Origin of the sequence: Streptomyces sp. AcH 505 (assembly GCF_000818175.1) — a bacterium.
Lineage (GTDB): Bacteria > Actinomycetota > Actinomycetes > Streptomycetales > Streptomycetaceae > Streptomyces.
In genome coordinates this window covers 3631060-3656110 of record NZ_JTIY01000001.1, presented here as the reverse complement: position 1 = coordinate 3656110, position 25051 = coordinate 3631060, and the positions used below count along the sequence as shown (strand labels likewise).

24 protein-coding genes are annotated in these 25051 nt (G+C 71.0%); 4 read left to right on the top strand and 20 right to left on the bottom strand.

All coding sequences use genetic code 11. The features are described from left to right. The 11 genes from HY68_RS16700 to HY68_RS16650 form a co-directional block, all read right to left on the bottom strand. Window positions 1-498 (bottom strand): MmgE/PrpD family protein (locus HY68_RS16700; protein ID WP_041989568.1); only part of this gene is annotated, 498 nt, incomplete at its 3' end. Then, window positions 495-1847, bottom strand: coding sequence for a 3-oxoacid CoA-transferase subunit A (locus tag HY68_RS45195; RefSeq protein ID WP_063779653.1), 1353 nt, complete (start codon window positions 1845-1847; stop codon window positions 495-497). The genes HY68_RS45195 and HY68_RS16700, both read right to left, overlap by 4 nt. Before the next feature lie 8 nt (window positions 1848-1855). Beyond that, on the bottom strand, window positions 1856-2290 hold the full coding sequence (locus HY68_RS16690; protein WP_041989565.1) for an OB-fold domain-containing protein: 435 nt from the start codon (window positions 2288-2290) through the stop codon (window positions 1856-1858). Beyond that, a complete protein-coding gene (locus tag HY68_RS16685) occupies window positions 2287-3444 on the bottom strand; it encodes a thiolase domain-containing protein (protein ID WP_041989563.1) in 1158 nt (385 codons plus the stop codon). Before HY68_RS16685 ends, HY68_RS16690 begins: the two co-directional genes overlap by 4 nt. Window positions 3445-3484: 40 nt before the next feature. Next, window positions 3485-4525: an LLM class flavin-dependent oxidoreductase gene (locus HY68_RS16680; RefSeq protein ID WP_041989560.1), complete on the bottom strand. Its 1041-nt coding sequence runs from the start codon at window positions 4523-4525 to the stop codon at window positions 3485-3487. After that, complete coding sequence (locus tag HY68_RS16675) at window positions 4526-5899, bottom strand: MmgE/PrpD family protein (RefSeq protein ID WP_041989557.1); 1374 nt, start codon at window positions 5897-5899, stop codon at window positions 4526-4528. Window positions 5900-5952: 53 nt separating this feature from the next. Continuing rightward, window positions 5953-6423, bottom strand: a complete 471-nt coding sequence (locus tag HY68_RS16670) for a Zn-ribbon domain-containing OB-fold protein (protein WP_078863643.1) — start codon at window positions 6421-6423, stop codon at window positions 5953-5955. Between the two features lie 5 nt (window positions 6424-6428). Continuing rightward, a complete protein-coding gene (locus HY68_RS16665) occupies window positions 6429-7589 on the bottom strand; it encodes a thiolase family protein (RefSeq protein ID WP_041989555.1) in 1161 nt (386 codons plus the stop codon). Then, window positions 7586-8815, bottom strand: coding sequence for a CoA transferase (locus tag HY68_RS16660; RefSeq protein WP_041989553.1), 1230 nt, complete (start codon window positions 8813-8815; stop codon window positions 7586-7588). Before HY68_RS16660 ends, HY68_RS16665 begins: the two co-directional genes overlap by 4 nt. Further along, the gene (locus HY68_RS16655) at window positions 8812-10083 is read right to left on the bottom strand and encodes a CoA transferase (RefSeq protein WP_063779652.1); all 1272 of its coding nucleotides are present in this window, start codon (window positions 10081-10083) and stop codon (window positions 8812-8814) included. Before HY68_RS16655 ends, HY68_RS16660 begins: the two co-directional genes overlap by 4 nt. A 2-nt stretch (window positions 10084-10085) precedes the next feature. Then, window positions 10086-10496, bottom strand: a complete 411-nt coding sequence (locus HY68_RS16650) for a cupin domain-containing protein (protein ID WP_041989550.1) — start codon at window positions 10494-10496, stop codon at window positions 10086-10088. A 449-nt stretch (window positions 10497-10945) separates the two neighbouring features. Between HY68_RS16650 and HY68_RS16645 the strand changes: the two genes are divergently transcribed. Then, a complete protein-coding gene (locus HY68_RS16645) occupies window positions 10946-11893 on the top strand; it encodes a D-2-hydroxyacid dehydrogenase family protein (protein WP_041996290.1) in 948 nt (315 codons plus the stop codon). A gap of 42 nt (window positions 11894-11935) precedes the next feature. On the opposite strand, the gene HY68_RS16640 is transcribed toward HY68_RS16645, so the two are convergent. From HY68_RS16640 to HY68_RS16625, 4 genes are all read right to left on the bottom strand, one after another. Then, window positions 11936-13093, bottom strand: a complete 1158-nt coding sequence (locus HY68_RS16640; protein ID WP_078863640.1) for an ABC transporter substrate-binding protein — start codon at window positions 13091-13093, stop codon at window positions 11936-11938. A 235-nt stretch (window positions 13094-13328) separates the two neighbouring features. Then, entirely contained in the window at window positions 13329-14147 is an 819-nt protein-coding gene (locus tag HY68_RS16635) for an SAM-dependent methyltransferase (RefSeq protein ID WP_041989545.1), read from the bottom strand. 30 nt (window positions 14148-14177) lie between these two features. Continuing rightward, a complete protein-coding gene (locus tag HY68_RS16630; protein WP_041989542.1) occupies window positions 14178-14411 on the bottom strand; it encodes a DUF397 domain-containing protein in 234 nt (77 codons plus the stop codon). Next, window positions 14411-15229 (bottom strand): helix-turn-helix transcriptional regulator, encoded by an 819-nt coding sequence (locus HY68_RS16625; protein WP_041989539.1) that lies wholly within the window; start codon window positions 15227-15229, stop codon window positions 14411-14413. The genes HY68_RS16630 and HY68_RS16625 overlap by 1 nt, the downstream gene beginning before the upstream one ends. 225 nt (window positions 15230-15454) lie before the next feature. Here HY68_RS16625 and HY68_RS16620 point away from each other — a divergent pair, with 225 nt between their 5' ends. Together HY68_RS16620 and HY68_RS16615 are read left to right on the top strand one after the other, a co-directional pair. Beyond that, window positions 15455-15928 carry an ATP-binding protein gene (locus HY68_RS16620; protein ID WP_277816762.1) on the top strand — a complete coding sequence of 158 codons (474 nt, stop codon included), beginning with the start codon at window positions 15455-15457 and terminating at the stop codon, window positions 15926-15928. Then, entirely contained in the window at window positions 15925-16482 is a 558-nt protein-coding gene (locus tag HY68_RS16615; protein WP_041996284.1) for a DUF6624 domain-containing protein, read from the top strand. The genes HY68_RS16620 and HY68_RS16615 overlap by 4 nt, the downstream gene beginning before the upstream one ends. Window positions 16483-16498: 16 nt before the next feature. Here HY68_RS16615 and HY68_RS16610 read toward each other — a convergent pair whose 3' ends face one another. After that, entirely contained in the window at window positions 16499-16963 is a 465-nt protein-coding gene (locus HY68_RS16610) for an anthrone oxygenase family protein (protein WP_041989536.1), read from the bottom strand. 171 nt (window positions 16964-17134) lie between these two features. Between HY68_RS16610 and HY68_RS16605 the strand changes: the two genes are divergently transcribed. Beyond that, the gene (locus tag HY68_RS16605) at window positions 17135-17878 is read left to right on the top strand and encodes a response regulator transcription factor (protein WP_041989528.1); all 744 of its coding nucleotides are present in this window, start codon (window positions 17135-17137) and stop codon (window positions 17876-17878) included. A 31-nt stretch (window positions 17879-17909) separates the two neighbouring features. Here HY68_RS16605 and HY68_RS16600 read toward each other — a convergent pair whose 3' ends face one another. The 4 genes from HY68_RS16600 to iolD form a co-directional block, all read right to left on the bottom strand. Further along, window positions 17910-18764 carry an ABC transporter permease gene (locus HY68_RS16600; RefSeq protein ID WP_041989525.1) on the bottom strand — a complete coding sequence of 285 codons (855 nt, stop codon included), beginning with the start codon at window positions 18762-18764 and terminating at the stop codon, window positions 17910-17912. Next, window positions 18761-21397: an alpha/beta fold hydrolase gene (locus HY68_RS16595; protein ID WP_041989522.1), complete on the bottom strand. Its 2637-nt coding sequence runs from the start codon at window positions 21395-21397 to the stop codon at window positions 18761-18763. The genes HY68_RS16600 and HY68_RS16595 overlap by 4 nt, the downstream gene beginning before the upstream one ends. Window positions 21398-21531: 134 nt before the next feature. Beyond that, window positions 21532-23031, bottom strand: a complete 1500-nt coding sequence (locus HY68_RS16590; RefSeq protein ID WP_041989519.1) for a CoA-acylating methylmalonate-semialdehyde dehydrogenase — start codon at window positions 23029-23031, stop codon at window positions 21532-21534. 11 nt (window positions 23032-23042) lie between these two features. Continuing rightward, window positions 23043-25004 (bottom strand): 3D-(3,5/4)-trihydroxycyclohexane-1,2-dione acylhydrolase (decyclizing), encoded by a 1962-nt coding sequence (iolD, locus tag HY68_RS16585; RefSeq protein ID WP_078863638.1) that lies wholly within the window; start codon window positions 25002-25004, stop codon window positions 23043-23045. Between the last annotated feature and the right edge of the window lie 47 nt (window positions 25005-25051).

Sequence of the window (25051 nt, the reverse complement as noted above, 5' to 3'; positions counted from 1 at the left end):
CGCCGTGGAGTGGAAGCCCTGGCGGGCGTGCGAGGGGCCGAGGCTGGCGCCGACCCGGGCGGCGGCTTCGAGACCGAGGACATACGCGGTGATCAGCTCGGCACCACCGGCGCCGACGAGTTCGGCGGCCGCCAGCGCCGCGGGGACGATCGTCGCCGACGGATGACCACGGATCGCGGCGTGCGTGTCGTCGAAGTCCAGGGCGTGCGCCGCCGTCGCGTTGAGCTGCGCCGCGTCGAGCGCGCTGCCGCACCGGCCCGAACCGAGCAGGGTGGCACCGCCGTCGGGCGGGGTGTCCGGGGCGAGTACGTCGCGCAGGATCCGTACGCACTCCTCGCCGCTGCCGGCCAGCGCGACACCGACGGTGTCGAGCAGCGCCCGCCGCGCCGCCTCCCTGGCCTCGGGCGGGATGTCCTGGTCCGTGGTGTCGTGGACGAGGCCGGCGACACCGGCCGTCAGTGAGTGACCGGCGGACAGGGCATGGTCGGCGGGGCTCATCCGGGCACGTCGAAGGTCAGCTCGGTGAGGTCCGCGATCTCACCCGCCGTGAAGCCCGGTGCGGTCGCTTCGAGGTGGAAACGGCCGGCGGTTCTGCGCAGCACACACAGATCGGTGACGACGAGATCGACACAGCCGGTGCCGGTCAGCGGGAAGGTGCAGCGCTCGACCAGCTTCTGGGAGCCGTCGTTGGCGAGGTGCGGCATCATCACGATCAGCGTCGCGTCGCCCGCCGCCAGGTCCATCGCCCCGCCGATCGTGCCGCCCTGCCGGTCGGCGGTCGCCCAGTTGGCGAGGTTGCCCAGCGCGTCGACCTGGAGGGCGCCGAGGATCACCACGTCGATCTTCCCGCCGCGCACCATCTCGAACGAGGTGAGGCTGTCGAAGAAGGCCGCGCCCGGGTCGAGTCGGACGTAGCCGCTGGCCGCGTTGTAGATGTCCTGGTCGTAGTCGGCGGCGGTGGCGTCAGGCCCGGCCCCGAGCATCCCGTTCTCCGCGTGGGTGACGACGCCCCGGCCCTCGGTGAAGTTGGAGACGACGGTCGGGATGCCGAGACCGAGGTTGACGTACGCGCCGGACGGCAGCAGCCCTGCCGCCACCCGCCCCATCTCGCGCCGGGTCCAGCCGGGCTTGCCGCCGTACCGGACAGGCGTGTCGATGTCGACGCCGCCCCGGCGCTGCTTCGGGAACGGGACGGTCTCCGGGGCCTGTTGGAGCACCCGGGTCACGAAGGTGCCGGGCAGGTCGACCTCGTCCGGGTCGAGCCAGCCGTCCACCACCTCGCGCGCCTCGACCACGACCACCTTGGCGCTCTTGGCCATGCTCGGGTTGAGGTTGGCGCCGACGCCCCGGAAGGACACGTTGCCGTACCGGTCGGCGCGGTCGGCCCTGATGAACGCGAAGTCGAGGCTGATCGCCCGCTCCAGCAGGTGCGGTGCGCCGTCGAACCACCGGACGTCCTTGCCCTCGGCGACCTTCGTGCCGTATCCGGTACGGGTGTAGAAGGCGGCGATTCCGCTGCCGCCGGCCCGCAGCCGCTCCACCAGCGTGCCCTGCGGCACCAGCTCGATGCCGATCTCCCCCGAGCGGATGTACTCGTCGGCGCCGCGCGAGATGGAGACGGTGATGTGCCGGATCCGCTGGTTCTCCAGCAGCGTCCAGATCGAGTTGGGGTTCCCGCCGACCGAGTTGGCGACGACACGCAGGTCTTTCGTGCCCCGCTCCAGCAGGGCCGGGATCAGCGCCGCGTAGGTGCGGGACGGGCCGAAGCCGCCGATGCCGAGGCTCGCTCCGTCGGGGATGCCGGCGACGGCCTCGGCCGCCGAGGCGACGCGTTTGTCGATGGTCATCGGAGCGCTCACCTCGCCGGGCGGAAGCGCGGCAGGGCCGTACCCTCCGCCGTGCGGTGGAAGACGAGTTCGACGGCCTGGCCGATCTCGACCGCGTCGGTGTCGCAGTCCACGATGTTCGTCATCACCCTTGGCCCTTCGGCGAGTTCGACATAGGCGAGGACGTACGGAGCGTCGGCGTAACCGCCCGTGCCGCGCCGGACGACCGAGTACGTGTAGATGTGACCGCGACCCGACGCCTGTTCCCACACCGTCCTGGTCGAATGGCAGAACGGGCAGACCGGGCGCGGGTACCAGATCGCCTCGTCGCAGACGGTGCAGCGGCGCAGCAGCAGCCGCCCTTCGGACGTCGCGTCCCAGAACTCCCGCAGCTCGGGCGCGACCTCCGGCGCGGGTGCGAACAGCGCCGGTTCCTCGACGACTTCACTCGCCGGGTACGTCATGCGTCCTGCCTTCCGAGCACGAGTACGGCGCTGCGCATCCGCGCTGCCAGGTCGCCGCCGATGCCGCTGACGAGGGCCAGTGCGCAGTCGGGAACCTGCACGGGGGCGTTGGCCTCCTCGCGCAACTGCCGTACGGCTTCGATGATTTTGGTGATGCCGCCCCGGTTGGTGGGGTGGTTGTTGGCGAGGCCGCCGCCGTCGGTGTTGAACGGCAGCTTCCCGAAGGGTGCGACGAGACCGCCGTCCTGGACGAAGGCGCCGCCCTCCCCCTTGGCGCAGAAGCCGAGGTCTTCCAGCTGCTCGACGACGGCGATGGTGAACGAGTCGTACAGCGACGCGTAGTCGATGTCGGCGGGTGTCACGCCCGCCTCGGCGAAGGCCCGTGGCCCGGCGGAAGCGGCGCCGGTGTAGGTGACGTCGACCTTCCCGCCGTCGCTGTGCTTGGCCGCCTCGCCGTGGCCGAGTACGGCGACCGAGCGGCGCGGCAGGTCCCGGGCGATCTCCGGGGAGACGAGCACGATCGCGCCGCCGCCGTCGGTGACGACACAGCAGTCCCCCCGGTGCAACGGGTCGCTCACCAGCGGCGAGTTGAGCACGTCATCAACCGTGAGCCGCTTGCGCAGGAAGGCGTTCGGGTTGTGCTGGGCGTGCAGCGACGCGGCGACCTTGACCTCCGCCAGCTGCGCGCTGGTCGTGCCGAACTCGTACATGTGGCGGCGCGCGGCGAGCGCGTAACTGGCCAGGGGCGGCCGGGCGCCGAAGATCAGCTCGAACGGGTCCTCGGGTGGGGCCGCCCCGCCGCCGGCGCCGCTGCGGGCCTTGCCCGCCAGCGTCACCAGCGCGACGCTGCACTTGCCCATCGCGATGGCCGCCGCCGCGTGGCCCACGTGGTAGAGCGGGGATGCGCCGCCGCTCTCCGTGGAGTCCAGATAGGTCAGGTTCCGCAGGCCGAGGTAGTCGGCCAGGGACAGGCCGCCGGCGCCGGGGGTGTCCCGGCCGGTGAACAGACCGTCCACGTCGTCCAGGGTCAGCCCCGCGTCGGCGACGGCGCCGAGCGCCACCTCCGCGTGGATCTGCGGCACGGACGTGTCCGGCAGTCGGCGCCCGGGGTGCTCGTAGGCCCCGACGATGAACGCCTTGCGTTTGATGCTCACTTCGCACTCCTCGCTCGTCGCCCCGCCACCGGGCCGGGATTCACACCAGGGCGGGCAGCACGTGTTCGCCCAGCAGCTCGACGCTGTCCGGTACGCCCTTGAGCCCTCTGTTGTGGCTGGCCATGCTGATCTGGGTCACTCCCATGGCCTGCAACTCCCGCAGCCTGCGCACCACTTCCTCGGGTGTGCCGACGACGCCGAACCGCTCGGTGAAGTACTCGGTCAGCCCCAGCTCGTCCATCAGCGGGCCGTTCTGCGCCGATGTCCCCTTCTCCGAGTAGTCGAAGCGCTGCTGGTAGAGCCGGAGTTGGGGATACAGCTCCGCCGGGACGTGCTTGCCTTCGAAACCGGCGCGGAACGCGTGGTTGCCGACGGACGCCAGGCTCTCCTTGGCGCGGTACAGCGCGTCCTCGTGGGTCAGCGCGATACCGCTGCGGGTGTCCCACCAGATGTCGAGCTCGGCGGGGTCGCGCCCCGCCGACCTGGCGCCGGCGTGGATGGTGTCGAGCGTCTCGCGCACCACCTCGGGGGTCAGGCCCGAGCCGACGAAGACCCCGTCGGCGATCTCGCCCGCCATCCGCAGCATCCGCGGCCCCTCCGCGACGAGGTAGAGCGGCACCTTGTGGCCGAGCTTGCCCGCCCACGGCAGCCGCACGTGCCGGTCGCCGAAGTCGGCCCTGCCGGTGTGCAGCAGGTCGCGCAGGGCCAGGAAGTACTCCCGCATCTCGGCGACCGTCGCGGGCTTCAGCCCGGCGTTGCGTACCGCGCCGTCGCCCCGCGCGATCAGGCAGAACGCCCGGCCGCCGCTGATCACGTCGAGGCTGGCCAGCGCGTTCGCCATCACCCCGACGTCGCGGGTGACGGCGTTGGTGACGCCGGGGCCGAGCAGCGCCCGCTTCGTACGCGTGGCGGCGAGACCGAGCGCCGAGAAGCACTCCAGGTTGTTCAGCTGGGTGTCGCCGACGGAGATACGGTCGAAGCCGTAGCCGTCGGCGCGCTCGACGCGCTCGGTGAACGCGGACGCGTCGAACTGCCCGTCCCGCTCGGTGGGCGGCGCCGATATCCGTACGGTGATGCGCATCTACGACTCCTCGAAGTGGGCGAGCAGGGCGATGGGTTCGCCGATGTCCGCGGCGTTCTCGACGTCCCACCACGCGGTGCGGATGAGTTCCTTCTGCGCGCCCCCGACCACGCCCAGGCAGGTCTTGTCGAACTTGACGTCGATGTCCTCCCGCGTCATCGGATCGCGGAAGTGGCCCTTGTGGTAGCGCAGTTCCTCGACGCGCTCCTCGCCCGAGCGGGTACGGAACACGGCGCGCACCGGATGGGCCCTGGTCACCCCGTCGACCTGGGACCTGATGTGGCTGAACTCGTCGCTCGCCTTGACCGTGATCTTCCGCATGACGGGACGCAGCGCCGGGTCGAGGAACCGCTCCGGGACGTACGAGTCGAGGGTGATCCCGCCGTCCACGAGGGCGACGGCGAGCATGTACGGCAGGCTGTGGTCGGCGGTCTCGCGGGTCCGCGGGTCGTACTTGGGCGGGTCGGCGACATGCCGGGTCGCCCGCTCGGACATGGTGATCTCGATCGACTCGATGTCCTCGACCGGACACCAGGCCCGCAGCTCCGGCACGAGGTCGAGCAGCCCGAGCACCTGGCTCTCGGCGGGCACCGTCTTCTGGTGCGCCATCTCCATGACGCTCGGCCCGCCGGGCAGCACCGGCAGTTTGGGCTCGAACTCCCCGGTCACCGACCAGAGTCCGTAGTACCCCTCGACCGGGTCGGGCGCCGAGGTGAAGCCGTCCCGCGCCAACTGCGCGCTGAACAAGCCGTTGCGTACGGCGAAGGCGGTGGAGGCGCCCTTGGTCATCGACAGCGCGCCCCACCGGTGGACACCGAGCGGCAGCGCCGTGGTCAGCGCCAGCGAAGCGGCGTGGCCGAGCTGTTCGCGGTCGAGGCCGAGCAGCCGGCCGGCCGCGAGCGCCGTGGCGGCGCCCATGAACAGGCCCTGGTCGAAGTTGACCCGGTCGGTCGAGGCGCCGAGCCCGCCGAGGAGTTCATAGGCGAGGGTGATCGCGATGAGCACGTCCGTCCCGCTGGAGTGGGCGATCTCGCCCGCCGCGAGGATGCCGGGGATCATGTCGCTGGGATGGCCGCCCGCCTTGGCCTGCATGCCGTCGTTCCAGTCGTACGTCCGCACCATGACGGCGTTGGCGAAGGCAGCCATGTCCGGTGCGACGCCGTGGCCGTGTCCGATGAGCGTGGCCCCCGGCTCGCCGCGCGAGGTGGCGGCCAGCTTGGCGGCGATCCGGGCGGGCTCGGCCTTCGTCCCCGCGATGGCGACGGCGATCGTGTCGAAGAGGTGGTTGCGCGCCGAGGTCAGCACCGGTTCGGCGAGATCGTCCTTGGTGAAGGCGCGGGCATAGTCGACGATCCGTCCGGTCGTCCTGTCCACGAAAGGCTCCTGTTCGTCGTGCGGTCGGTACGGGTCGCCCCGCGCCGCTGAGGTCAGTCGGCCGCCGGCAGCCGTCGGAAGCGCGGGATGTGGATCCCGTCGGCGACCCGGTCGAAGACGACCTGGAGCGGGTCCCCGACGGCTGCCGTCTCGTGGCCCTCGCCGACGACATTGCTGAACATCCGTGGCCCTTCGGCCAGTTGGACGATGACCAGGTTGTAGGGGACGTCCTCCCGGTAGGCGGGGTGGAAGGCGCGCCGGTAGACGGCCTTCGAGAAGACCTCGCCGCGCCCCGACAGGTCCGTCCACTCCAGGCGCCCGGAGATGCAGCGCGGGCAGAGCGGCTGGATCGGGAAGCGGATGTGACCGCAGTCCAGGCAGCGCTGCATCCGCAGGGTGCCGTGTGCCGCGCCCGTCCAGAACGGTTCGTTGTGCTCGTCCACGGTGGGCAGCGGCTTCGGCGGAAGTCCGGGCTCGGGCTCGGGCGCGGATTCGGGTTCGGGGGTGGTGTGCGAGTCGGCCATGTCCGTCAGCCCTTCGTCAGAACCAGCGCGCTGGCGGTGTTCAGGACCAGGCCGCGCCCGCCGACCAGCGCCACCTCGGCGTCGGGGACCTGCCGCGGTCCGGAGGCGCCGCGCAGCTGTTCCACCGCCTCGATCAGCGTCCACCAGCCCTGTGGGTGCCCGGCCGAGAGATGGCCGCCGTGGGTGTTCACCGGCAGCTCGCCGCCGAGGGTGATCCGGCCGTTCTCGACGAAGGCGCCGCCCTCGCCGACCCCGCAGAACCCGGCGTGCTCCAGCCAGAGGATGACGCTGATGGTGAAGTTGTCGTACAGCTCGGCCACATCGACGTCCGAGGGCCCGAGCCCCGCCATGGCGTAGGCGCGGTCCATCGCCGCCTTCTGGTGCGGGCCGTACCACCAGTCCTCGCACTCGTGGTCCTGGGTGATGAAGCCCTGGCCCATCCCGGCGACGGTGACGGACGGCTGGGCGAGGTCCTTGGCGCGCTCGGCCGACGTGACGATCACACACGCCCCGCCGTCGCTGACCAGGCAGCAGTCGAGCAGATGGAACGGCTCGACGATCATCCGCGACTCCTGGTGGTCGGCGAGGGTGATCGGTTTCCGCATCATCGCCGCCGGGTTCAGCGCCGCGTGCGAGCGGGCCGCCACGGCGACCTCGCCGAGCTGTTCGCTCGTCGTGCCGTACAGCGCCATGTGCCGGTCGGCGGTGAGCGCGCTCCAGGTCGCCGCGCCGAACGCGCCCCAGGCGGAGTTGTTGGCGGTCTCGACGCCGAGATAGCCGCCCGCCGCCTGGAGGGGCCGCTTCTTGCCGGTCTTCGCCGCGTCGCCGAAGCAGCAGGCGACATAGTCGGCCATGCCCGCGTTCACCGCCATCGCCGCCAGCTGGACGAGGTTGCCCGCCGTGGCGCCGCCCATCGCGAAGCTGCCGGTGTACGCGGGGTTGATGCCCAGCGCGCGGCCGAGCCGCAGATAGTCCAGCGCCCAGTGCATGTCCGTCGTACCGGGCTCGGAGACCAGCCCGTCGATGTCGGACTTGCGCAGCCCGGCGTCGGCCAGCGCGAGCGTGAAGGCGTCGGTCTGGAGCGAGAGGTTGGTGGAGCCCGGCAGCTTGCCCTGCGGGGTGAGCCCGACGCCGACGATGGCCGCGCCGCCGCCGGGGGCGCTCACTTGAGGACCCCGTCCTCGACGAGCCGGTCGATCTCGGCGCCGTCCAGGTCGAGCAGCCGCCCGCAGACCTCGCGGGTGTGCTGGCCGAACAGCGGCGCCGGCGTGCGCATCACCGGCTCTTCGAGCGCCGGCAGCCGGAACGGCGGTGCGTTGTACACGCTGGGACCCATCTCGGGGTGGTCGAGGACGGCGAAGTGGCCGCGGTGGCGCAGCTGCGGGTCGTCGTCCACCAGGTCCTGGTACGTCTGCATGACGGCGGCGGGGACGCCGCGCTCCTGGAGGCGTCTCATCAGCTCGAAGGCGTCCCGGGTGCGGGTGCGTTCGGCGAGTTCGGCGTCCAGCGCGTCGTGGTTGCGGTGCCGCTCGGCGAGGCTGGTGAAGCGCGGGTCGGCGGCGAGTTCGTCGGCGTCGAGTTCACCGACGAGCCGCTTCCACTCCTCGTCGGTGGCGACGGCGAGCGCGAGCCAGCGGTCGTCGCCGGCGCAGGGGTAGACCCCGTGCGGGGCCGCCTCGGCCGACCGGTTCCCCCGGGGGCCCTGGTCGACGCCGTTGACGGTGTGGTCGAGGATCGTCGGCCCGAGCAGCGAGACCATCGTCTCGGCCTGCGAGAGGTCGATGTACTGGCCCTCGCCGGTACGCCTGCGGTGCCGCAGCGCCGCGAGCAGCGCGAACGCCGAGTGGGCCGGGGCAGCGACATGGTCGGGGTAGTTGGTGCCCGTACCGACGGGCAGCCGGCCGGGCAGCCCGGACAGGTGGTAGAGGCCGGTGAGCGCGCTCACGGTCTGGCCGTAGCCGACGAGCGAGGCGTCGGGCCCGTACGCGCCCTGCATGCCCATCTCGATGTAGATGATGTCGTCCTTGACGGCCCGCGCCTCGTCGTAGCCGAGGCCGAGGCCCCGCATCGTGCCGGGGGTGAAGTTGCTGGTGACGATGTCGCTCTGGGCGATCAGCCGCAGAACCAGCGCGACCGCCTCGGGGTGTTTGAGGTTGAACGTCACGCTGAGCTTGTTGCTGTTGCGGTCGGCGTAGTACCCGCTGCGGTTGACGCTCCCGGCGCGGTCACCGTCGCGGAACGGCGGCAGGACGCGCAGCCGGTCCATCCGCTTGGACGACTCGACGCGGATCACCTCGGCGCCGTGGTCGGCGAGCGTACGGGTGGTGTAGGGCCCGGCGCCGAGCCAGGTGAAGTCGACGACGCGGACCCCGCGCAGTGGCAATCCCGTCATCGCTTCGCTCCCGCTGTGGTGGGGTCCGTGGTGGGGTCTGTTGTCGCACCGGCCGGGCCGCCGGCTGCGGCGAGTTCGGCGTATATCTCGGCGGTGTGCTCGCCGAGGCGCGGCGCCGGGCGGTGCACCCGGGCCGGGGATGCGGCGAGTTTGTAGGGGGCGCCCGGCATCCGCAGGGTGGTCCCGGTGGCCGGGTGCGGTACGTCCACGAAGTAGTCGCGGGCGGCGAGCTGCGGGCTGGCGACCAGGTCGGCGGGGGTGTTGACGGGGCACAGCGGCAGCCGGATGCGCTTGGCCGCCTCGTACAGCTCGGCCTTGGTGGAGCGCAGCGCGAGCCGGTTGAAGATCGTCAGGAACTCCGCCTTGCCCTCGGCGCTCATGGCGAACTCGTCGGACTTCCACTTCGGGTTGCGCAGTCCCGCCGCGCCCTCGACGCCCTCGCCCTCCAGCCAGCCGACGAGCTCGTCCCAGAACACCCCGAGGCCCTTGGCCAGCAGATAGACATGGCCGTCCGCGCACGGGTAGACCCCGACGCCGGCCTGCCGCTGGTCGACGCCGTTGCGGTGCTTGACGACCTTCTCCAGGTCGTAGAACTGCACGGCGTTCTCATGTGCCATGACCACGCACTCCTGCGCCGACACGTCGACGAGCTGTCCCGTACCGGACTGTTCGGCCTCCAGTACGGCGAGCATCGTGCCGACGGCGGCGAACTGGCCGGCCGCGAGGCACGCCTGGTCGCCGAAGGCCCGTACCGGCGGCCCGTCGGCGTAACCGCCCAGCGACAGCAGGCCGCCCATCGCCATCAGGACGATGTCGGTGGCGCGGTAATCGACGTAAGGACCGTCGAGGCCGAAGGGCGTCACGGCCGTGTAGACCAGCCGCGGGTTGAGCGCGGAGAGCTGCTCGTGTCCGAGGCCGCGCCCGGTCATCGCCGACGCCGCACCGCTGCCGTCGAGGACCACGTCGTACGTGGTGGCGAGCCTGCGGAAGGTGTCCTGCCCCTCGGCCGAGTCGAGGTCGAGGGTCAGCCCGCGCTTGCTGGTGTTGAGGTACGCGAACTCCAGGCTGCGCTCCAGGCCCGGCTCGCCGGCCACGAACGGCCCCCGGCCGCGCTCCGGCGCGCCGCCGGGCGGCTCCACCAGGACCACCTCGGCCCCGAAGTCGCCCAGCAGCTTCCCGGTGTAGGCACCGAGCGGTCCTGCCACCTCCAGGACCCGCAGCCCGGCGAGCGGTCCTTCCGCGCTGTTCGGGCCGTCCGCGCTGTTCATGATCACGCCTTCCTCGGTGTCTCGGTCTGCGCCTGGCGCCGCTGCGCTTCCTTCACCTTGTCGATGACGGTGCGCACCGGTGTGCGGGCGCCCTTCTGGTCGGCGCCGGGCCGGATGATCATCATCGTGAGACCTTCGGGGCCCGCGGTGAACGGGCCGTAGGGGGTTCTCGCGTCGGTGAAGTGGACGCTGCCGGGGGTGAGGATCTCCCCCGCCATGTCCACCGTCCCGGCGATCACCACCTGGAACTGGTCGTAGTCGTGGAAATGCGCCTCGGACTGATAGCCGGCGGGCACGTCGAGCACATGGACCCAGTGGCCCTCACCCTTGAGCCCCATCAGTACGTAGGTCAGGCCCTCCCTGCCCCGGGTGGGCTCGACGTCCTGCATCCGGACGGAGATCTCCCTGCGCATCGTCAGGTCCCTTCGTGTCGTGGGACGGTTCGGCGTCGAGGAAGACCTCACCGTCGAGCACGGTCACCGGGTACGTGGCCAGCGGCACCCGGCAGGGCCCCGCGAGGGCCGCGCCGGAGCGCAGACTGAAGGTCCCCAGATGCCAGGGACACAGCACGGTGCGCTTCCAGGTCACAGCTCCCTCGATCAAGGGGGCTGCTCTATGGGTGCAGATGGGAGAGAATGCGTACACCTCGTCCGTGATGAGTACGACTGCCACATCGCGTCCCTCGACGGTCACGAGGACCGGCTCCAACGGGACGAGATCCGCAAGTGCTGTGAGTCGCCGCACTTCACGCCCTCCGATCGAGGCCGTCTGTGATTGTATGTGACTTGTACACAATATGAGTGCCACCTACAGACGTCAAGAGTCCGTTGTCCGATTTCTGCCCCGGGAGAGTTCCACCGTGATCACCGTCGCGATCCTCGACGACTATCAGAGCGTCGCCCTCACCAGCGCCGACTGGTCCGCGCTCGACGGCGCCGCCGAGATCACCGCCTTCGCCGACCATCTCGCCGGCCAGGAGGCGCTCGTCCACCGACTGGCGGATTTCGACGTGGTGGTCGCGATGCGCGAACGCACCCCGTTCCCCGCCGAGTTGCTGCGCCGGCTGCCCCGGTTGCGGCTGCTCGTCACCACCGGGGCGCGTAACGCGTCGATCGACCTGGCGGCGGCAGCGGCCCAGGGGGTGACGGTGTGCGGCACGGGCGGGTCCGGCGCCCCCACGCCCGAACTGACCTGGGGGCTGCTCCTCGCACTCGCCCGTGCCATCCCCGCCGAGGACGCCGGCGTACGCGCGGGCGGCTGGCAGTCGACCGTCGGCCGCGCGCTGGCGGGGTCGACGATCGGCATTCTCGGTCTGGGCAGGATCGGCCGGCAGATCGCCGGCTACGCCGAGGCCTTCGGTATGGAACGCATCGCCTGGAGCCAGAACCTGACGGCCGAGCGCGCCGCCGACTCCGGGGTCCGGCTGGTGACCAAGGACGAGCTGTTCCGCGAGGCGGACGTCGTCTCGGTCCATCTGCAGCTGTCCGAGCGCACCCGCCATCTGGTGGGCGCCCCCGAACTGGATCTGCTCGGTCCCGACGGGTTGCTGGTGAACACCTCGCGCGGGCCGATCGTCGAGGAGAAGGCGCTGGTCGAGGCCCTGCGTACGGGCCGTATCGGCGGCGCGGCCCTCGATGTGTTCGACACCGAGCCGCTGCCGTCCGACCATCCGCTGCGTACGTCACCGAACACCGTGATCACGCCGCACATCGGTTACGTCGAGCGGGAGACGTACGCGCGGTTCTACCGCGAGGCCGCCGAGGACGTCGCCGCCTGGCTGGGCGGCGCGCCGGTCCGGCTGCTGACCTGATCAGCGGGGCGGGCCGGCCGGGCGTCGACCGGGTGCGCGGGGTCAGGAGGCGGGGGCCGCCGCGTCCAGCTTCGCGCCCCAGGTCTTCTTCAGGAACCCTGAGTCCTTGAGCTCCGTCGTGAACTTCGTGTTGAAGACCTTGTCGAGGGTGAGGCTGCCGAACCGGGCCGAGTCCTCGTCCTTGAGACCTTCGAGGATCGCCGTACCCGCGGGCACGTTCGGCGTCGGGTCCATGACCAGACCGCCGGGCGTCGCGTAGTTGGTGTAGCCGAGGATGGTGTCGTCGGCGTCGGCCTTCGAGCCGGTGTACTTCGCGATGACGTTCAGCGAGGTCTGCTTGTTGGCGGGGTCCTGGAGGTACTTCACGGCCTCGGTGATGGCTTCGAGGAAGGCCACGACCGTCTTGGGGTTCTGCTCGCCGAAGCTCTTCGAGATGGTGACGGCGCTGCCGGTGAGCGGTTCCTTCGTCTGGTCGAGCACCATCTTCATGCCCTGCTTCTTGGCCGCCGTCGCCGTGGGCTCGGTGAGCACCGTACCCGCGACCTTGCCGGTGATCAGCGAGGCGAGGCGCGCCGACGACGTCCCGGTCGGCAGCAGCGTGACCTTCTTCGCGTCCACCCCCAGCTTGTCGAGCGCCAGCCGGGTGGACAGCTCCGTCGAGTCACCGGCGGCCGAGATGGAGAGGGACTTGCCCGCCAGGTCCTTGACGTTCTTGATGCTGGGCGGCGTGAAGAACTTGAAGTTGTTCAGGATGCGCAGGTTTCCGACGATCTGTACGGGAGAGTTCGACGCGACCGCCTGGAACGTGGTCGTGGCCTCACCGATGTAGAGATCGGCGCCGCCGGAGATCACGGCGAGGGCGCCGACGTTGCTCGTCGCCTGCACCATCTTCACCTTCAGCCCGTGCTTGGCGAAAATACCCTCGTCCGCCGCCAGCCACAGTGGCGCCTCGCTGGGTGATGATGTTCCGTAGGTGACGGTGAGGTCGCTCTTCTCCGGACCGTCGCCGCTGGTGACCTTCTTGCTGCCGCCGTCCGAGCCCGAACCTGACGAACACCCGGTGGCCACGAGGGCGACGCCCACGGCGACAGCGGCCCAGCGGAGGTGCGGCCTCCGCGCGTACGGACGGCTGGCCGAGCTGATGTTTCTGGTCATCTCCGACTTCACTCCCTGGTAGTGCGTGACGGGAAAAGACTGCATGCTCGTTGTATGCGATGTGATCTGCGTGACGTTAACTCGGCACCTGACGAAGGTCAAGCAATCCGGCCAGAACCGGTACCAGACGGACCTTGTCTGTCCGTAATCTTCCTTGACGGGACGGCGACAGACTCTCACGGTGTATACCGGGGATGCGTTGAATCGGTTCACACTCCGCACACACCCAAGGCCCGGAGTCGGAACTCCGGGCCTCGGGTGTGCGGTGCGCGTCGGCGACTCAGGGTTTGCGGGCCACTCCCGCGTAGATCGAGACCGCCGCCTCGGTCGCGCCCTCGACCGACGAGCCGTCCGGCCGCCAGTCCTGCGGGACGACGAGGCCGGGCGCCACGAACTCCAGCCCTTCGAAGAAGCGCAGCACATCGGCGCGCGGCCGCACCTGCGCGGGAATGCCGCCGCTGCGGTAGACCTCGATGACCCGTTCCCACATCTCGGGCGCGAAGTCCGGCGTGCAGTGGGACAGCACGAGATAGCTGCCCGAAGGCAGCGCGTCGAGCAGCCGCCCCACCGTCTCGAACGGCTTGTCCTCGTCGGGTACGAAATGCAGCAGCGCGTTGAGCGACAGCGCGACCGGGCGCTCCAGGTCGATCGTCTCGTGCAGCCGGCCGGCGGTGAGGATGGTCTCCGGGTCCCGGACGTCCGCCTGGATGTAGGCGGTGCGCCCCTCGGGCGTGCTGCGCATCAGCGCCTCGGCGTGCCGCAGCACCACCGGGTCGTAGTCGACGTAGACGACATGGGCGTCCGGGGCCGCCTGCTGCGCTATCTGGTGGAGATTGGGCCGGGTCGGGATGCCCGTACCGATGTCCAGGAACTGGCGGATGCCCGCCTCCTCGGCGAGCCAGCGGGTCGCCCGGTGCATGAACCGGCGGTTCACCCGCGCGCAGATCTTGATCGTCGGGAACACCGACTCGACATTGGCCGCCGCCGCTTCGTCGACCTCGTAGTAATCCTTGCCCTGCAAGTAGAAGTCGTACATCCGCGCGGGGTGCGGCTTTGTCGTGTCGATCTCGTCGAGCGACGGGTGATCGAGATCCGTCATGCTGGTCCGTCCGTTTCTCGGGTCGCGAAACTACAGCAGGAAGTCGGCGAGGCCATTCTTCGCGCCTTCGACGAAACTGGCCATGGCGTCGGCCGAGCAAATCAGCGCGGGACCCGTCGGATCGGTGGACTGGCGGACCGCCACGTGTTCGCCGCCGAGCTTCTTCGCCTCGACGCAACTGCCGCCGTTGGGACCGCTCCAGGGCTTCTCCCAGCCCTCGGTGCCCAGGTCGTCGGCCGGCATGCCGTTGTAGATGTCCCGCATTAGAGCTCCTTGCGTATGTTCTGGAGAAAATCGCGCGAATCGGAGACCGAGGCCGCCCGCGCGGAAAGGCTGTCCAGCACCTGGAGATAGGCGGCGCTGTCCGGACGCCTGTCGAGATAGACGGCGCCGGTGAGATTCTCGGTGTAGACGATGTCGGGGAGTTCGGTGATGTCGAAGCGGAAGAGATGGAACGGGCCGAAGGCGCCCAGATGCGGCCCGACGGCGAACGGCATGATCTGCAGCGTCACATTGGGCAGTTCCGTCGCCTCGATCAGTCGGCCGATCTGCGCCCGCATCACCGCGGGCTCGCCGACCGGCCTGCGCAGCACTGCCTCCTCCATCAGGATCCACAGCACCGGCGCCTCGGGCTTGGTCAGCAGCTGCTGCCGCTTGATCCGCAGCGCGACCCTGCGCTCCAGCTCGTCGACGCCGCCGTGTGAACCGGCCCCGAGCACCCCGCGGGCGTACTCCTCCGTCTGCAGCAGACCCGGCACATAGTGCGGCTCGTACGTCCTGATCAGGCTCGCCTCGTCCTCAAGGCTGACGTAGGCACTGAACCAGGCAGGCACCGCGTCGCGGTAACGATGCCACCAGCCGGGGCGGTTGGCGTCCCGCACCAGCTCCATGAACTCGTCGGCCTCGGCCTGCGCCACCCCGTACTTCTCCAACAGGGCCCGTACGTAGGGAGGCTTCAGACCGACCTCGGAATTCTCCATCCGCCGGATCGTCAACGGCGTCACGTCGAGGACCCCGGCCGCCGCTTCCCGCGACACCCGCGCCCGCTCGCGCAACGCCCCGAGCCGTTTGCCCAGCACCATACGGAGAACCGTCGGGGCACTCGCCGCGCCTCCGGCGCTTCCCCCGCTCCCGCTCCCCGCACTTCCCGGCCGGACATCAGCCACGGCTCACCCCACCTCCTGACGGCATCTCACCGTCCGAAGTCTGTCAGGTAGTTACTGCTCCATCCAGAGCGATGACAAGCATTCTGAAATTATCAGATAGATCGGTTGCGAGCTGAGAGTGACAACGCGCATAGTGAACGGGTGGCTCACATCACGGCACACCGTGCACACAGGCAACCCTCGTTCGGCGCTGGGGAGTTACGGAGCGGAGCCCGAACGCTGCCGCGCCGGCCCGAAGCGGCGGCCAGGGCCAGGAGCTGGGTGCGCGACGAGCTGCGCCACCACGACCTGCCGCAGGACGTACGGGACGACGCCGTACTGGTGATCTCCGAACTGGTCACCCATGCCGTCCTGCACGCCACCGGCGCCACGGTCAGCTGTGAGGCCCGGGTACTGGCCGGCTGTGTGCATCTCGAAGTGCGCGACGGGGGCCAGGTCTCCGCCGGCGGACACGGACTCCTCCTGGTGGACCGGATCGCCGAGGCGTGCGGCGCCAGGCCGGCCAAGGACGGCGCGGGGCGCGCGGTCTGGGCGACGCTCCCCTTCCGCCCCGCCGACTTCCGTACGCCGACGACTCCCCGGAGCAGGGGTACGCAGCCACGATGCGCGAGATGACGGGGACCGGGGCAGCCGAGGAGCAGGAAAGACAGGCCCTCGCTCAGGCCCTCGCCGCCGAGTTGCTGCGCCGCGCCGCCGAGGACAACAGCGCCACGGCCGAGGCGCAGCGGCTGCCCGCGACCCATCTGCGCAGGGCGCTCGCCCGGTGCAGGGCCGAGAACGCGGAGGCGCTGCGCTCCGTCGTCACGGCGCACGGCTGGCCGACGGCGGCGCTGGTGGGGGCCGACGCCTCGACGGCGGCCCTGATGATCCTGCTGCACTCCGACGATCTCGCGTTCCAGCTCACCTGCCGCGATCTGATCGCCGAAGCCGTGGAGGCGGGGCTCTGCTCGCCGATCCACGGCGCCTATGCCGCCGACCACTGCGCGGTCGCGCTGGGCAGGCCGCAGTCGTACGGGACCCGTTACACCCCGCTGGGCCGGCCGTATCCGCTGCTGGACCCGGAAGGTGTCGACGACAGGCGCCTGGCGGTCGGACTGCGGACGATGGCGGCGGAGCAGCGGGCGCTGACCGAGATCCGGCTGCGCCAGTCGAACCGCGCGTCGGCCTGAGGTCTTTGACGGCTGGTCAGACAGCCGCAGCGACCAGGAGGGCGAAGGCGGCGACGGCCAGCAGCGTACGGACGAGATGGAAGCGGTTCCAGCGCGTCTCGAACGCGGCGCGTGTCTCGCCGTCGGAGCGGCCGGCCGGTGACCCCGCGGCCAGCGCGTTGTTCAGCGGTACGTTGCCGACGACCGTGACCAGGTGGTTGAGGACGGCGCACACCAGCCCGGCGAGTACCAGCCACCGCTGGGTGTCCGTACGCCCGTCGACCGGTACGAACAGGGCGGCGGCCGGGAAGGCCACCTCGGCGAGGAACACGAGAAGGAAGACCGGGCGCGGTACGTATTCGTTGATCCTGCGCGCGGTCGCGACGAACTGTTCGTCGGTCAGCCGGGCCAGCGCGGGCATGATGCCGGTCAGGAAGATCAGCATCATGCCCGCATACAGTCCGGTGGACATCACGGCGAGCGCGATCAGCAGGGTGGCCATGGCGCACATCATCGCCCATGGCCGGGCGGGGCTGCCGGGAAATATCGCCCCTCGGGTCCGCACGGGTTTGGCAAGGAGTCGCCACTCGCTGAACTGGGTCTTGTCACGGAATGCGATCGTGTGAGTACATGGAGTGGCGCGGCTTCGAGGGGACGACGGGGGTGGTCAGCCGTGGCAGATGTTTCAGGCTCGGTGCTCAACAGGTCGATGCCGGTGGGGCGAATGACACTGGAACCGACGTTGGAGCCGGTGGTGGGGGTCCGTCAGGTGGCGGCGGCGTTGACCGCGCTGATCCGTTCCGCCCGGCAGGAACTTCTGAGTTTCGACGAGCCGGAGGGTGAGTCGCTCGCGGACGCCGCGGGCCGGCGGGCCGAACCGGCGTCGACCGTGGCGATACGCAGGATCGTGCCGCGAACCGACCCCGGCGGGCTGGTGGTTCCACCGCAGGGCGGGCCGTCCGGTGGGCTGGAAGCGGCGTCGGGTGCGCTGGGCGGGGCGTCCGGTGCACTGGGAGCGGTGTCCGGTGGCCCGGGCGGGGCGGGTGAGGCGCGGGAGTCCGATGCCGTCCCGTTCCGGATGGTGCTGGTGGACCGCTCGGTGGCCGCCGTGCCGCTCGATCTCCAGTATCCGCAGGACGGGCTGCTGTTGATCCGCGATCCGGTGGTCGTGCGGGCCCTGGTCCGTATCCACCAGACCTGGTGGGAGGCGGCGCAGACACCGGTGCAGCCGGTGCCGCGCGGGCTGCGCCCGGTGCTGGAGGCGCTGCTCGCGGGGCTCACGGACGAGGCGGCGGCGTCGCGTCTCGGTATGTCGAACCGCACATACAGCCGCCGGGTGTGCGAGTTGCTGGCCGCGCTCGGTACGGCAAGCCGCTTCCGGGCAGGGGCGGAGGCGGCCCGCCGGGGCTGGATCTGACCGGCCGGCGGCGCCCAGGCGGGGCCGACCGCTACGAAACGATGTCCTTGCGGGCGAAGCCCCGGAAGGCCAGCGCGAACAGCACCAGCGCATAGGCGACGGAGACAGCCGCGCCCTTCGCCATGCCGGTCCATTCCAGTTGCGGCTGGAGCGCGTCCACCCAGGCGAACTGCCAGTGCGCGGGCAGGAAGTCACGCCAGGAGCCGAGGGCGGTCACGGCGTCCAGCACATTGCCGATGATCGTGAGTCCGACCGCGCCGCCGACCGCGCCGAGCGGGGCGTCGGTCTTGGTGGACAGCCAGAACGCCAGTCCGGCGGTGACCAGTTGGGAGACAAAGATGAAGGCGACGACAAGGGCCAGCCGTGGCACGGTGTCGCCGGCGGCCAGGGAGCCACCGGTCGGCAGCTCCAGCGGACCCCAGCCGTAGGCGGCCGTCCCGGCCGCCAGGGCGACCAGCGGCAGCAGCACCATCGCCGCCGCGCTCATCAGGAGCGCGACCGCCAGCTTGCTCCCGAGCAGCCGGGCGCGCGGCACGGGCGCGGCGAGGAGATAGCGCAGCGAGGACCAGCTCGCCTCGGAGGCCACCGTGTCCCCGCAGAACAGCGCGACGGGCACCACCAGCAGAAAACCGGCCGATACGAAGAGGGAGGTGGCGGCGAAGTTGGCGCCGGAAGCGGTCGCCGTGTCCATCAGCGTCACGCGTCCGTTCACCCCGCCGGGGGTGCCGCCGACGGCGAAGGCGACGATCAGCACGAAGGGCAGGACGGCGAGCACGATCCCCATGGCCAGGGTCCGCCGGCGCTTCAACTGCCGCTTCAGCTCGACCCGGAGCGGCAGGGTGTGCCGGGCGCGGTAGCCGGGGGCGGAGTCGGTCAGCACGCTCATGCGGAGCCTCCGGAGATCAGGGTGAGGAAAGCGTCCTCCAGGCGGCGGTGGGGTCCGACCCCGGTGATCGCGACATCCAGCCGGACCAGCTCGGTCACCAGGCTGTTGGTGGAAGCGCCTTCGAGCCGTACGAGCACCCCGTCGTCCGTGCGGACGGCGGAGCCGATCCCGGGCAGCGCGGCGATCTTCTCCACGACCGGTTCGGGCACCTCGCCTTCGGTGGTGACGAGCAGGGTGTCGCCGGAGCCGACGATCTCGGCGACCGGGCCGGTCTGGACGAGTTGGCCCCGGTGCATGACCACCAGATGTGTACAGGTCTGTTCGACCTCGGAGAGGAGGTGGCTGGAGACGATGACCGTGCGTCCTGCGGCCGCGTAGCGGATCATCACGTCCCGCATCTCGCGGATCTGCGGCGGGTCGAGACCGTTGGTCGGCTCGTCCAGGATCAGCAGATCGGGCATACCGAGCATCGCCTGGGCGATGGCGAGCCGCTGCCGCATGCCCTGCGAGTAGGTGCGGACGGCGCGGGCGAGCGCGTCGCCGAGACCGGCGATCTCCAGCGCCTCGTCCAGCTGGGAGTCCTCGGGGGGACGGCCGGTCGCGGCCCAGTACAGCTCCAGATTGGCCCGCCCCGACAGATGCGGCAGGAAGCCCGCGCCTTCGACGAACGAACCGACCCGCGACAGCACGGGAGCACCCGGCCGGATCGCCTGGCCGAAGACCCGGATCTCCCCCTCGTCGGGGGTGATCAGTCCCATCAGCATGCGCAGCGTGGTGGTCTTGCCCGCGCCGTTCGGCCCGAGCAGTCCCAGCACCTGCCCCTTCTCCACCCGGAAGGAGAGATCACGAACGGCATACCGGTCGGCGGACTTGGCGTAGCGCTTGGCGAGATCGGTGATCTGCAGCGGTACGCCGGCGAGCGCCGGGTCGGGCGGCGGGGTCGCGCCCCGGCGCCGGGCGGTCAGCAGCAGCGCGGTCGCGATCAGCAGCCCGGCCGCCGGGAGTCCCCAGACCCACCAGGGCACCGTGGCCGCCCCGGTGGTCAGGGCGGGGACGGTCGGCACGGCCAGGGGGCCGTCCACGGAGACGCGGTAGCCGGCAGGGGCGGTCGGTGAGGCGTAGGCGAGGTCGGTGGCGGCGAAGACGACCCGCAGCCGGTGACCTGCCTGCACCTGGCGGTCGATGGCGGGCATCGTCACCGTGACCGTCCGGCCCTGCCGGGCGTCCTCGATCCGCAGGGGGGTGACGAGTTGGGAGGGCAGCACCTGCTGTGTGCCGTCGGGGCCGACGTCGTAGACCTTGCCGAAGAGCACCGCGTCGCCGTTCGCGGTGACCGTGGCCCGGACGGTGGGTGAGCCGGTGATCCGCAGCGAGTGTGCGAAAGGAGGTGAGTCGAAGTGGGCGAACTGGCCCGGGAAGTCCAGCGACAGACCGAGTCCCGCGCTCGACAGCTGGGACAGACCGCCGCCGAGGCCGCCGAGGCCCGGCACGGAGGAGATGGCGGGCGGGCTGCCGCCCGCCGGGTTCTGGACGGACTGCGCGCCGCCGCTGAGCGGCACGGACACAGTCCCGCCGCCAAGCCCCGGGTAGTGGTCGGCGCTGGCGCCGCGCAGCAGGGTCTGGCCGTCGGTGGAGTCGACGCCGCCGGAGCGGCTGACCCGGAAGGCGGGCCCGGTGTCGGCGCCCGCGTCGTCCTTGAGATAGCGGTCGAACCAGGAGCTGATCCGGCCCTCGATCCGGTTCGCCTCCAGATCCCCGCCGTCGTGGCCGCCCGCGATCCAGTCGACGTCGACGGGGGCACCGTTGGCACTGATCGTCTTCGCCATGGTGTCGGCCTGGCCGAGCGGGAAGAGCGAGTCGGTCTGGCCCTGGACGATCAGCGCGGGCACGTCGATCCGGTCGCCGATCGCGGAGGGGCTGCGGGTGGCGAGCAGTTGACGCGCCGCCGCGTCCGGTTTCCCGGAGACGGCGACCCGCTGGTACATGTCGCAGAGCTGCTTCTCGAAGGTCGAGCAGCCACCGCCGGTGGAGAAGAAGATCCCGGCCCAGAGCTTCTTGAACACCCCGTCGGGCATCAGCGCGTCGGCCAGATTCCAGTAGGTGATCTCGGGGGCGATGGCGTCGACCCGCTTGTCGTAGCCGGCGGCGAGCAGCGAGACGGCGCCCCCGTACGATCCGCCGGTGACGCCGACGCGCGGGTCGCCCGCCTTGTCGAGCCGTACCTCGGGGCGCTTCGCCAGCCAGTCGATCAGCCGGGAGACGTCCTTGACCTCGTAGGCGGGGTCGTTGAGCCCGATCTTCCCGGTGGACCTGCCGAAGCCGCGGGCCGACCAGGTCAGCACGGCGTAGCCGTCGCGGGCCAGCTTCTCGGCCTGGCCGCGTACGTCGTCCTTGCTGCCGCCGAAGCCGTGCCCGATCAGCACGGCCGGCCTGCGTCCGCTGCCCGCCGTGAAGTACGACGTGTCGATCCGCGCCCCGGGCATCCGCATCACCTGGTCCTGGCGGTGCACGGTGGGCGCGCCGTCCGAGGCGACGGCGGTCCAGGTGCCCGCGCCGACGAGTACGGCGGCTGCGGCGAGCGCGGCGAGCCATCGCGCGCGCAGCCCGAGCCGACGGGGGGTGGGGATGTCCATACTTGAACCCTAAGCGGGCCGGCGGGCCGTCCCTACCCGCGCCGGTCTGAACCCGTCGGCCTCCTCAGGCAGTACGGCCGCGCCCCGCCGTACACCAGCTGCGGTACGTGGCGGTGGAAACCGCGCGGCGGAACTCAGTGGTTGCGGGGGAAGCCGAGGTCGACGCCGGCGGGGGCCTCGGACGGGTCGGGCCAGCGGGTCGTGACGACCTTGCCCCGGGTGTAGAAGTGCACGCCGTCGTTGCCGTAGATGTGGTGGTCGCCGAAGAGCGAGTCCTTCCAGCCACCGAAGGAGTGGTAGCCGACGGGCACCGGGATCGGCACGTTCACGCCGACCATGCCTGCCTCGACCTCCAGTTGGAAGCGGCGGGCGGCGCCGCCGTCGCGGGTGAAGATCGCGGTGCCGTTGCCGTAGGGCGAGGCGTTGACGAGGGCGATGCCCTCTTCGTAGGTCGCCGCGCGCAGCACGACCAGGACCGGGCCGAAGATCTCGTCGCGGTAGGCGTCCGAGTCGGTGGAGACCTTGTCGAGCAGGGAAAGCCCGATCCAGTGGCCGTCCTCGAACCCCTCGACGGTGTGGCCCGTGCCGTCCAGGACGACCTCGGCGCCCTGGGCGGCGGCGCCGGTGACGTACGAGGCGACCTTGTCGCGGTGGGCCTTGGTGATGAGCGGGCCCATCTCGGAGGCCGGGTCGGTGCCGGGGCCGATGGTGATCTTCTCGGCGCGTTCGCGGATCTTGGCGACGAGTTCGTCACCGATCGCGCCGACGGCGACGACGGCGGAGATCGCCATGCAGCGCTCCCCCGCCGAGCCGTACGCGGCGGAGACGGCGGCGTCGGCCGCCGCGTCGATGTCGGCGTCCGGCAGGACCAGCATGTGGTTCTTGGCGCCGCCGAGTGCCTGGACGCGCTTGCCGTTGGCGGAGGCGGTGGCGTGGATGTGGCGGGCGATCGGGGTGGAGCCGACGAAGGAGACGGCGGCCACGTCCGGGTGGGCGAGCAGTGCGTCCACGGCGACCTTGTCGCCGTGCAGCACGTTGAGCACACCGTCCGGCAGCCCGGCCTCGGAGGCCAGCTCCGCCAGCAGGTTGGCGGCCGACGGGTCCTTCTCGCTCGGCTTGAGCACGAAGGTGTTTCCGCAGGCGACGGCCAGCGGGAACATCCACATCGGCACCATGGCGGGGAAGTTGAAGGGGGTGATGCCGGCGACGACACCCAGCGACTGGCGGATCGACGCCACGTCGACCCGGCTGGAGACCTGGGTGGACAGCTCGCCCTTGAGCTGGGTGGTGATCCCGCAGGCCAGTTCGACGATCTCAAGGCCGCGGGCGACCTCGCCGAGCGCGTCCGAGTGCACCTTGCCGTGCTCGGCCGTGATCAGCGCCGCAATCTCGTCACGGTGCTCGTCGAGCAGCGCGCGGTAGCGGAACAGCACGCTGGTGCGCGCGGAGAGGGACGAGGTGCCCCACGTCGCGTACGCGGCCTTCGCCGCCGCGACGGCGGCGTCCACCTCTTCCGTGGACGCCAGCGCCACCTGGGTGGTGACGGCGCCGGTCGCCGGGTCGGTGACGGGACCCCAGTTGCCCGAAGCACCCTCGACGGTCTTGCCACCGATCCAGTGGTTGACGCTCTTCATGCGTTGCTCCTTCACAGATGACGGCGCCGGGCTGCGACATGCCTGTCGTACACCTCGCGGGCCTCGACCGCCGCCGGGCGCGTCGCGGTCTCGGCCACGGGAACATCCCACCACGCCTGGGCCGGCGGCACCCCGGACACAGTGTCTGCCGTTTCGGTCTCCACATAGACACATGTGGGGCCGTCGGCCGCACGCGCTTCGGCGAGGGCTTCCCGCAGGTCGCGAATGGTCTTGGCACGGATCGCCCGCATCCCGAGGGACGCGGCGTTGGCCGCGAGATCCACCGGCAGCGGGGCCCCGGTGTACGTGCCGTCGTCGGCCCGGAAGCGGTAGGCGGTGCCGAAGGACTCGGCGCCGACCGAGGCGGACAGACCGCCGATGGAGGCGTAGCCGTGGTTCTGGATGATCACGACCTTCAGCGGCAGCCGCTCCTGGACGGCGGTCACGATCTCGGTCGGGTTCATCAGGTACGTGCCGTCGCCGACCAGCGCCCAGACGGGCCTGCCCGGCGCGGCGAGCTGGACGCCGATGGCCGCCGGAATCTCGTAACCCATGCAGGAGTAGCCGTACTCGACGTGGTACTGGTCGCGGGAGCGGGTCCGCCACAACTTGTGCAGATCGCCGGGGAGCGAGCCGGCCGCGTTGACGAGGATGTCCTCGTCCGTGACGAGTTCGTCGAGGACGCCGAGGATCTGCGACTGGGTGGGGCGCAGCAGGTCCTCGTCGGTGGCCAGCGCCGCGTCGACCCGCTCCTCCCACCACTCCTTGTCCTCGCTGTATTCGGCGACATAAGAGGCATCGGCGGCGTAGGCGGTCTCGGCGGCGCAGGAGGTCTCGCCGAGCCCGGCGGTGAGCAGTTCCAGGGCCGTACGCGCGTCGGCGACGAGCGGGTGCGCGGCGAGCTTGTGCGCGTCGAAACTCGTCACGTTGACGTTGAGGAACCGGACGGCCGGGTTGGCGAAGAGGGTGGCCGACGCGGTGGAGAAGTCCGACCAGCGGGTGCCGACGCCGATCACCAGGTCGGCGGTGCGCGCCAGTTCGTCGGCGGTGGCGGTGCCGGTGTGGCCGATGCCGCCGATGTCGCTCGGGTGGTCGTGGCGCAGCGCGCCCTTGCCCGCCTGGGTGGCGGCGACGGGGATGCCCGTCGCGTCGGCGAAAGCGGCGAGCGCGTCCTCGGCGGCGCTGTGGTGGACTCCGCCGCCGGCGACGAGCAGCGGGCGCCGGGACTGCCGTACGAGCGCGAGGGCCGCGTCCAGTTCGGCCGGGTCGGGCGCCTGGCGGCGGACCCGCCAGATCCGCTCGGCGAAGAACTCCTCCGGCCAGTCCCACGCCTCCGCCTGCACGTCCTGGGGCAGCGCGAGGGTGACGGCGCCGGTCTCGGCCGGGTCGCTGAGCACCCGCATCGCGGCGAGCGCCGCCGGGATCAGCGCCTCGGGCCGGGAGATCCGGTCGAAGTAGCGGGAGACGGGCCGCAGCGCGTCGTTGACGGAGACGTCGCCCTGGGAGGGGTCTTCGAGCTGCTGGAGCACCGGCTCGGCCGGGCGGGTGGCGAAGGTGTCACCGGGCAGCAGCAGCACCGGCAGCCGGTTGATGGTGGCGAGGGCGGCGCCGGTGACGAGGTTGGTCGCGCCGGGGCCGATGGAGGTGGTCACGGCATGGGCGGAGAGGCGGTTGCTCTGCCGGGCGTAGCCGACGGCGGCATGGACCATCGCCTGTTCGTTGCGCCCCTGCAGGTACCGCATGTCGGCGCCGGACTCGACGAGCGCCTGTCCGATGCCCGCCACGTTGCCGTGGCCGAAGATGCCCCAGGTCGCGTTGATCAGCCGCTGCCTGCGGCCGTCCCGCTCCGTGTACTGGCGGGAGAGGAAGGTGATCAGCGCCTGCGCGACGGTCAGCCGGCGGGTGCCGGTGCCCGGCACGTTGCCGTCCGCGCCCGGTGCGTCGCCGGTGCGCGGGCCGTTGGCGGTGGTCATGACGTTGCCTCCGCTGGGTTGGGCCGCGGCGCCGTGTACAGCGGCAG

Bases quoted from the DNA above. Each gene is read 5' to 3' on its own strand.
- HY68_RS45195 (WP_063779653.1), bottom strand. From the start codon at position 1,847: ATGACCATCGACAAACGCGTCGCCTCGGCGGCCGAGGCCGTCGCCGGC.
- HY68_RS16690 (WP_041989565.1), bottom strand. From the start codon at position 2,290: ATGACGTACCCGGCGAGTGAAGTCGTCGAGGAACCGGCGCTGTTCGCA.
- HY68_RS16680 (WP_041989560.1), bottom strand. From the start codon at position 4,525: ATGCGCATCACCGTACGGATATCGGCGCCGCCCACCGAGCGGGACGGG.
- HY68_RS16670 (WP_078863643.1), bottom strand. From the start codon at position 6,423: ATGGCCGACTCGCACACCACCCCCGAACCCGAATCCGCGCCCGAGCCC.
- HY68_RS16660 (WP_041989553.1), bottom strand. From the start codon at position 8,815: ATGACGGGATTGCCACTGCGCGGGGTCCGCGTCGTCGACTTCACCTGG.
- HY68_RS16655 (WP_063779652.1), bottom strand. From the start codon at position 10,083: ATGAACAGCGCGGACGGCCCGAACAGCGCGGAAGGACCGCTCGCCGGG.
- HY68_RS16650 (WP_041989550.1), bottom strand. From the start codon at position 10,496: ATGCGCAGGGAGATCTCCGTCCGGATGCAGGACGTCGAGCCCACCCGG.
- HY68_RS16640 (WP_078863640.1), bottom strand. From the start codon at position 13,093: ATGCAGTCTTTTCCCGTCACGCACTACCAGGGAGTGAAGTCGGAGATG.
- HY68_RS16635 (WP_041989545.1), bottom strand. From the start codon at position 14,147: ATGACGGATCTCGATCACCCGTCGCTCGACGAGATCGACACGACAAAG.
- HY68_RS16630 (WP_041989542.1), bottom strand. From the start codon at position 14,411: ATGCGGGACATCTACAACGGCATGCCGGCCGACGACCTGGGCACCGAG.
- HY68_RS16625 (WP_041989539.1), bottom strand. From the start codon at position 15,229: ATGGTGCTGGGCAAACGGCTCGGGGCGTTGCGCGAGCGGGCGCGGGTG.
- HY68_RS16615 (WP_041996284.1), top strand. From the start codon at position 15,925: ATGACGGGGACCGGGGCAGCCGAGGAGCAGGAAAGACAGGCCCTCGCT.
- HY68_RS16610 (WP_041989536.1), bottom strand. From the start codon at position 16,963: ATGGCCACCCTGCTGATCGCGCTCGCCGTGATGTCCACCGGACTGTAT.
- HY68_RS16600 (WP_041989525.1), bottom strand. From the start codon at position 18,764: ATGAGCGTGCTGACCGACTCCGCCCCCGGCTACCGCGCCCGGCACACC.
- HY68_RS16595 (WP_041989522.1), bottom strand. From the start codon at position 21,397: ATGGACATCCCCACCCCCCGTCGGCTCGGGCTGCGCGCGCGATGGCTC.
- HY68_RS16590 (WP_041989519.1), bottom strand. From the start codon at position 23,031: ATGAAGAGCGTCAACCACTGGATCGGTGGCAAGACCGTCGAGGGTGCT.
- iolD (WP_078863638.1), bottom strand. From the start codon at position 25,004: ATGACCACCGCCAACGGCCCGCGCACCGGCGACGCACCGGGCGCGGAC.